General features: G+C 49.4%; 7 protein-coding genes. 3 read left to right on the forward strand and 4 right to left on the reverse strand.

Translation table 11 applies throughout. The features are described from left to right. Positions 1 to 13: 13 nt before the first annotated feature. The 3 genes from ruvC to C5O22_RS06665 all read right to left on the reverse strand — a co-directional run bounded on the left by ruvC (position 14) and on the right by C5O22_RS06665 (position 1,737). Entirely contained in the window at positions 14 to 517 is a 504-nt protein-coding gene (gene ruvC, locus C5O22_RS06655) for a crossover junction endodeoxyribonuclease RuvC (protein WP_243692889.1), read from the reverse strand. A gap of 4 nt (positions 518 to 521) precedes the next feature. Continuing rightward, the gene (locus tag C5O22_RS06660; protein WP_132780434.1) at positions 522 to 1,262 is read right to left on the reverse strand and encodes a YebC/PmpR family DNA-binding transcriptional regulator; all 741 of its coding nucleotides are present in this window, start codon (positions 1,260 to 1,262) and stop codon (positions 522 to 524) included. Between the two features lie 238 nt (positions 1,263 to 1,500). Further along, positions 1,501 to 1,737: a hypothetical protein gene (locus C5O22_RS06665; RefSeq protein ID WP_132780435.1), complete on the reverse strand. Its 237-nt coding sequence runs from the start codon at positions 1,735 to 1,737 to the stop codon at positions 1,501 to 1,503. Between the two features lie 120 nt (positions 1,738 to 1,857). Here C5O22_RS06665 and C5O22_RS06670 point away from each other — a divergent pair, with 120 nt between their 5' ends. Continuing rightward, positions 1,858 to 2,973, forward strand: coding sequence for an N-acetylneuraminate synthase family protein (locus C5O22_RS06670; protein ID WP_132780440.1), 1,116 nt, complete (start codon positions 1,858 to 1,860; stop codon positions 2,971 to 2,973). 88 nt (positions 2,974 to 3,061) lie between these two features. After that, on the forward strand, positions 3,062 to 3,895 hold the full coding sequence (locus tag C5O22_RS06675) for a PilZN3 domain-containing protein (RefSeq protein WP_132780436.1): 834 nt from the start codon (positions 3,062 to 3,064) through the stop codon (positions 3,893 to 3,895). A gap of 30 nt (positions 3,896 to 3,925) precedes the next feature. Here the strand turns inward: C5O22_RS06675 and C5O22_RS06680 are convergent, their stop codons facing one another. Continuing rightward, positions 3,926 to 4,702, reverse strand: coding sequence for a type III pantothenate kinase (locus C5O22_RS06680; RefSeq protein ID WP_132780437.1), 777 nt, complete (start codon positions 4,700 to 4,702; stop codon positions 3,926 to 3,928). A 94-nt stretch (positions 4,703 to 4,796) separates the two neighbouring features. Between C5O22_RS06680 and hisS the strand changes: the two genes are divergently transcribed. Continuing rightward, positions 4,797 to 6,119, forward strand: coding sequence for a histidine--tRNA ligase (gene hisS, locus C5O22_RS06685; protein WP_132780438.1), 1,323 nt, complete (start codon positions 4,797 to 4,799; stop codon positions 6,117 to 6,119). Position 6,120: the final 1 nt, after the last annotated feature.

Genomic DNA, 6,120 nt, shown 5'->3' on the forward strand with positions numbered 1-6,120 from the left:
AAAATACTATAGCCTAGCTACTCAAGGCTACGCAAGCGGTACCATGGGCTAAACAAATTGCCGCCGCCAGGGCATCCGCCGCATGGTCTGGTTGGGGCACCGCATCAAGCCCTAAAAGAAGACGGACCATTTCCTGAACCTGATGCTTTTCTGCCTTTCCGCGACCTACAATAGCTTGCTTAATAACGAGGGGGGTATACTCCCGAACGGCAAGCCCCAGTTCAGCCATGGCCATACAGACAACCCCCCGGGCCTCGGCTACAGGGATAGCGGTAGCGGTGTTTTTTCCCATATAGAGGGTCTCCACCGCCCCTTCTTCTGGAGCATAGAGAGTAATAATATCCCGTATTTGGCGATAGATACACAATAAACGTTCCGGGCGGCTGAGATGTGGTTCAGTTTCTATACATCCATGGGCTACATGGATAAGACGATTCGATTCATATACCACAAGGCCCCAGCCCGTGGCCGCCAGTCCGGGATCTACTCCCAGGATCCGGCGAGGGGGGGTACGCAAAGGATTACTCTTCTTCAAACCCTTCAGGAATTTCAAGGTTATGATAGACGTTTTGCACGTCATCGTTTTCTTCAAGCCGCTCGATCATCTTAAGAACCTTGCTCGTCGATTCTTTGTCGAGGGATACTTCCATATCGGGGATCATACTGATTTCAGCACTCATCGATTCAAACCCACGGGCATTGAGGGCATTGAGGACCGTTTCAAAATCTTCAGGGGCGGTGATTACTTCGATAACCCCATCGGAGGTACTTACATCCTCTGCACCGCCTTCCAGGGCGGCCTCCATGATCTGATCCTCCGAGTATTTCTCCCCATCAAAGGTAATGAGCCCCTTCCGCTTGAAAAGCCGAGAAACAGCCCCTGCCGTAGCGAGGGACCCCCCTGCCTTAGTCAGAATATTCCGTACATCCGCCGCGGCCCGATTCTTATTATCCGTAAGAACTTCGATAAGAACCGCCACGCCACCGGGCGCATAGGCCTCATAGGTCAACTCTTCGTAGTTTACCCCTTCTAGTTCGCCCGTACCCTTCTTAATGGCCCGTTCCACGTTATCCTTGGGCATGTTCGCCGCCTTTGCCTTAAGGATGGCGGTCCTGAGTCGGGGATTTGCTTCGGGATCACCTCCACCCATTCGGGCAGCGATGGAAATTTCCTTGATAAGCTTGGTAAACAACTGGCCCCGCTTTGCATCGGCGGCACCCTTCTTGTGCTTTATGGTCGCCCATTTACTATGACCGGACATGGTTACTCCTTATTGAGGGAAAATTTTACGATGTATAGTAATATCACGGCACGAAAAACTATGTCAATTGAGGGGAACGGAACACACCTTCTGGCTTTTTTACTTTTGGTCTCGGAGGGGTACCCCCCTCTTTTTTCCCTCGCTTTTCCGGGAACCTCTTCTGAGGAACAGCTCTCTCCTCCTCAAGGGCAGTTTTCTGCCCCCGAGGTCCCCTTCCGGTTAAAACAACTTGAAACAGCTACTTTATTTCTTCAAACTTTCCCTTTTGAACCGCCTTTTCAATAGAATCGGTCATTAAGCGTTCATACCATTCGAAATTAAAAGGATACTTCTGGCGAACCACCGGTTTCAGTACTATTTCCAGTTGGTCTTTACAGGACTCACAGAGATCCCGATCCTTAATATGAAAATAGTTACGGTCCTTTATAGGATTTTGAATCACCCGCTTACAAACATCACAAATCAGGGTCTTCATAGCCTCTCCTTCTCCGGTTGTAACGTATATAAAAAATAATACCCTATGGATACAAAAATGTCGAGGGTTCTTCTCGAAAAAGTGATTGCACAAAAGCCCCTTTCATGGAATGATGGGGCCATGGAGCACTTTTTCCAGACCCTATCGCCCTCTCCTCTCATTATTGCAGAACTGGGGACATCTCATAATGGGAGTCTTACCAAGGCAAAGGAACTGGTTCACGCCGCTCGGGAAGCGGGGGCTGATTGCATTAAACTCCAGCACTTTTACGCCGACGAGATCCTCCACCCCAAAACAGGCATAGTTCCCCTCCCCGGCGGTCCCATTCCCCTCTATGAACGTTTCAAACAACTGGAAGTTTCTATCGACTTTCTTGCGGAACTTAAAGAATATGTCGAAGAGCAGGGAGCCTTGTTTCTCTGTACCCCCTTTGGGTTACAAAGTGCCCGGGAAATTCACGCGTTACACCCCAAGCTCATGAAAATAGCAAGCCCTGAACTGAATTATGTGCAGCTTCTTGAAGAAATTGCTTCATATAAGCTTCCAACGATTCTTTCCACGGGGGTTTCGAAACTAGCAGATATAGAACAGGCCCTTTCTTTTTTCCCCGAAGACCAGGTGTGTGTGCTCCACTGTGTAACTGCCTATCCTACTCCCGAGACAGAGTACAACCTGCTCCTCCTGGAAAACTTGCGGGCCCTCTTTGGGGTAACGGTGGGAGTAAGTGATCATAGCATGGACGCAGAACTCGTGCCGGTACTTGCCACAGCCTGTGGGGCCCGGGTCATAGAAAAACATTTCTGCCTTTCCCGCCGGGATGTCGGCCTTGATGACCCCATTGCTCTTCCCCCAGAGGATTTTGCCCGACTGGTGCGATCCGTACGAAATGCCGCCGCGGTGCTTAATGAACGGGGTAGCCAGGAAGGAAAAGCGGAAATTCTCAGGATGTGGAGCGAGCAACGAGGAGAGACCCTGATCAAGGCAATTCTTGGGGATGGTCGAAAACGCCTTGCCCCTGCGGAAAAAGCAAATTATGAACGGACCAATCGCTCTATTCATGCTCTCCGAGATATTCCCGCGGGCAGCATCTTAACCGCCCAGGATATGGCCATCCTCCGAACCGAAAAAGAACTTCGCCCAGGGCTTGCTCCTCAGTGGTTTTCTCATCTTATCGGGAAGGTGGTAAAAGAGGATATCCCCGCTGGAGAAGGGATCCGTTTCGATGATATAGTATAAAGGCCCGACCTCTTTAGATATTTTCGATACATAGGCCATTGCGTAAAAAAGAGGGCCATATCTATACTTTATGAAAAAGGATTGGTTCATGGATACAGGATCAGGAAGTATGCATTACCTCCAGCGATACGGGGATCTCCAGATTCCCTGTACTCCCTACACGTTAAAAAAGCTGGGATTTGAACAAAGCTTGTGTCTATTAAAGGTAGATGATTATAATCTCATGATAGCTCCGTTCCAATTGGGCTTTAAGCGATCCGTGTTCATGGGCTCCCTTTCCATACAGGAAATAACCTTCTTCCAAAAATACACCAACAGTATTGCCGGCCTTTCCCTTGGATTCTCCGTGCCCACTCGAAAGGAGCCCCTCCTATTCTTTATTCGGTGCACCATCCTTTCTTTAAGCCCTATGAAAGGACGGGATACGGTGGCCCTCTTTACGTTGGACTATAAAAATTCCCCTGACGAATATATTGGAATTTTAGGATCCTATTTGGAAGGCCAGGAACAGCTTAAACAGCTCTATGAATCATACGGGAAAGAAGAGCTTCGTCTTACCCCTGAGGTAGCTCGCACCATGGGATACAACCTTTACGCCACTATTAAAGATTCAAGCGGGAAAGAAGGGAGAATCCAAATTTTTTCGCTTAACTCTAAGACCATCGTACACTTAGAAGGTCCCCATGTGCAGGAGCGAACGGCAGGAAGCAAGGTAATATTTCAGCTCTATTTTAAGAAATACAAATGTACCATTTCGGGAACCATTCAAGAGTCAAATCGTCTTCCCAGCGGCATCCTTCGAACCAGATCCTTCATTGATTTTAATCCCCCCCTCATCGAAATTCTCGACGATTACTATTTTACCGCCCGGGCCCGATCCCTCAATCAAACCCTATCACAGGAACAGCCCACCGCATCTTAACAAAAACTTCATCGTGGGGGACCATCCCCGTTACGGCGAGGTAGAGGTTACTATTTCTGCAACCCGTTTCAACCCATAGAGGGTGAGGTCGGGATTGATAGAAGTAAATACCGTGGTCAGGGGACTTATTACCCGACAGAGTCCGCCGGTCCCAATCACCTGCAGAGGCTCCCCTAAGGATTGGCTAATTTTCTCTACCAGATACTCAACGAGGCCCGTATAACCGTATACAATCCCTGCTTGAATAGCATGGACCGTATTTTTCCCATAAGGAGCCGGAGGAATTGCTAAATCCACCGGGGGCAGTTGGGCCGTATCCCGGGAAAGGGCAAGAACCGCCGTGTTGAGTCCCGGTGCAATAGAAACTCCCTGGATAACCCCCTTCCCATCGATAGCGGTAAAGGTAAGGGCGGTCCCAAAATCAACCACCAGGGCAGCCCCACCCGCAAGCTCGTAGGCCGCCAGGGCGTCGGCCACCAGGTCCGATCCAATTTCATAGGGATTAAGGACCGTGATGGGGAGTTTTTCGTATACCTCCGGGCCAAGCACAATAGGCCGCTTACCCACCAGCCGTTCCAGCATTACCGTAAAAGGACCAGTAAGGGGTGGTACCACCGAAGAAAGACATGCCGCAGTAATATGAGTAATTTCCACCTTTTCGTCTATCAGTAAACTTTTAAAGATGGTCCCATACTCATCTTCAGTTTTTTTTATCACTGTATGGATCCGCCAGCGGTGCTGAAGCCCTTTTTCATTCCACAGTCCTACCACAATATTTGAATTACCCACATCTACGGTTAGTATCATGATTTTCCCTTCTCAGTTTTTCCCCTGTACGTACAGGGGCTTTTTGTGGCATCATATCAGGAAGAATTTTTTTTTTCTATACGGAGAAACAGGTATGGCCCAGTATATTGAACCCCGGGTACTTAAAGGATTCCGAGATTTTCTTCCTCCTGCAGAAATTGAACGACGACTGCTCATCGAAAAGATAGAACAGTCCTTTCGTCTTTTCGGGTTCGTTCCCATCGATACCCCTGCCCTTGAATATGCGGAGATTCTTCTGGGGAAAGGGGGCGGAGAAACGGAAAAACAAATTTATCGATTTAAAGATCATGGAGAACGGGATGTGGCCCTGCGCTTTGACTTAACTGTTCCCTTTGCCCGTTTTATGGCCGAACACCGTCACGAATTACCCCTTCCTTTTAAACGATACCATATCGCTAAGGTGTGGAGGGGCGAAAATACCCAGCGAGGGCGGTATCGCGAATTTACCCAATGCGATTTTGATATCGTGGGAACCGATAAGAGCGCCGCGGACTTTGAAATTCTCTTGATGATGAAACAAACCCTCTCGGCAATTGGGGTCCAGAATATCACCATTCGACTGAACCATCGGGGCTTGTTTAATCGCTTTTTACATCGTTTTGGCTGGCTCCCCCACAGCGTGGAAATTTTAAGGACCGTCGATAAACTTGCAAAGATCGGGGAAGCAGAAACCCGGGACCTCCTCGCAAACCTTGTGGGCCAGGAAGGAGCCGCTACCATTCTGTCATATATCCACACCGAAGGTTCCTATGAAGAAACCCTGCGCAAACTTACCGATATGGCAGGAGGAAAGGACAGCGATACAGAACGTCTTGAAACGCTTTTACAATTCATGAAAGACCTGGGCATTGAATCTTCCTTCGTATTAGATCCGTCGATTACCCGGGGGCTTGATTATTATACCGGCGTGGTGTTTGAAACCTTTTTAAACGACCTTCCTGATATTGGGTCGGTGTGTTCTGGGGGAAGATATGACAACCTTGTGGCCCTCTATTCGCGGGAGCAGCTTCCCGGTGTAGGCGCATCCATTGGCCTCGACCGGCTTCTCGCCGCCCTGGAAGCCCTGGGAAAAGAGACCGCCCCCCGCTCTTTTGTCGTCGTAGCCATTGCCTGCGTTGATGAGCGACAGGGTGGGCGCTATCAGGCCCTGGCCCAGCAGTTCCGGGCCGCAGGCCTGGCCTGCGAAGTGTTTCCGGAACCTAAAAAACTGTCCCAGCAATTTGCCCTGGCGGAAAAGAAGGGGGCCCGGTTCATGGTTATCCCTCAAGAAGGAGAATCCTCCTACACCCTTCGGGATCTGAGCAGCCGGGAAAACAAGGAGCATCTGTCGGTAGATGAGATGCTTAAGCTGATCCGACAAACCGGATCCCCCGTAATGCCTCAAAATAAAATCTAGC

Origin of the sequence: Treponema sp. J25, from assembly GCF_004343725.1 — a bacterium.
Classification (GTDB): domain Bacteria; phylum Spirochaetota; class Spirochaetia; order Treponematales; family Breznakiellaceae; genus J25.

What these genes read in the sequence shown, in the direction of transcription:
- C5O22_RS06660 (WP_132780434.1), bottom strand. Translation starts at nt 1,262, where the DNA reads ATGTCCGGTCATAGTAAATGGGCGACCATAAAGCACAAGAAGGGTGCC.
- C5O22_RS06665 (WP_132780435.1), bottom strand. Translation starts at nt 1,737, where the DNA reads ATGAAGACCCTGATTTGTGATGTTTGTAAGCGGGTGATTCAAAATCCT.
- C5O22_RS06670 (WP_132780440.1), top strand. Translation starts at nt 1,858, where the DNA reads ATGGAGCACTTTTTCCAGACCCTATCGCCCTCTCCTCTCATTATTGCA.
- C5O22_RS06675 (WP_132780436.1), top strand. Translation starts at nt 3,062, where the DNA reads ATGGATACAGGATCAGGAAGTATGCATTACCTCCAGCGATACGGGGAT.
- C5O22_RS06680 (WP_132780437.1), bottom strand. Translation starts at nt 4,702, where the DNA reads ATGATACTAACCGTAGATGTGGGTAATTCAAATATTGTGGTAGGACTG.
- hisS (WP_132780438.1), top strand. Translation starts at nt 4,797, where the DNA reads ATGGCCCAGTATATTGAACCCCGGGTACTTAAAGGATTCCGAGATTTT.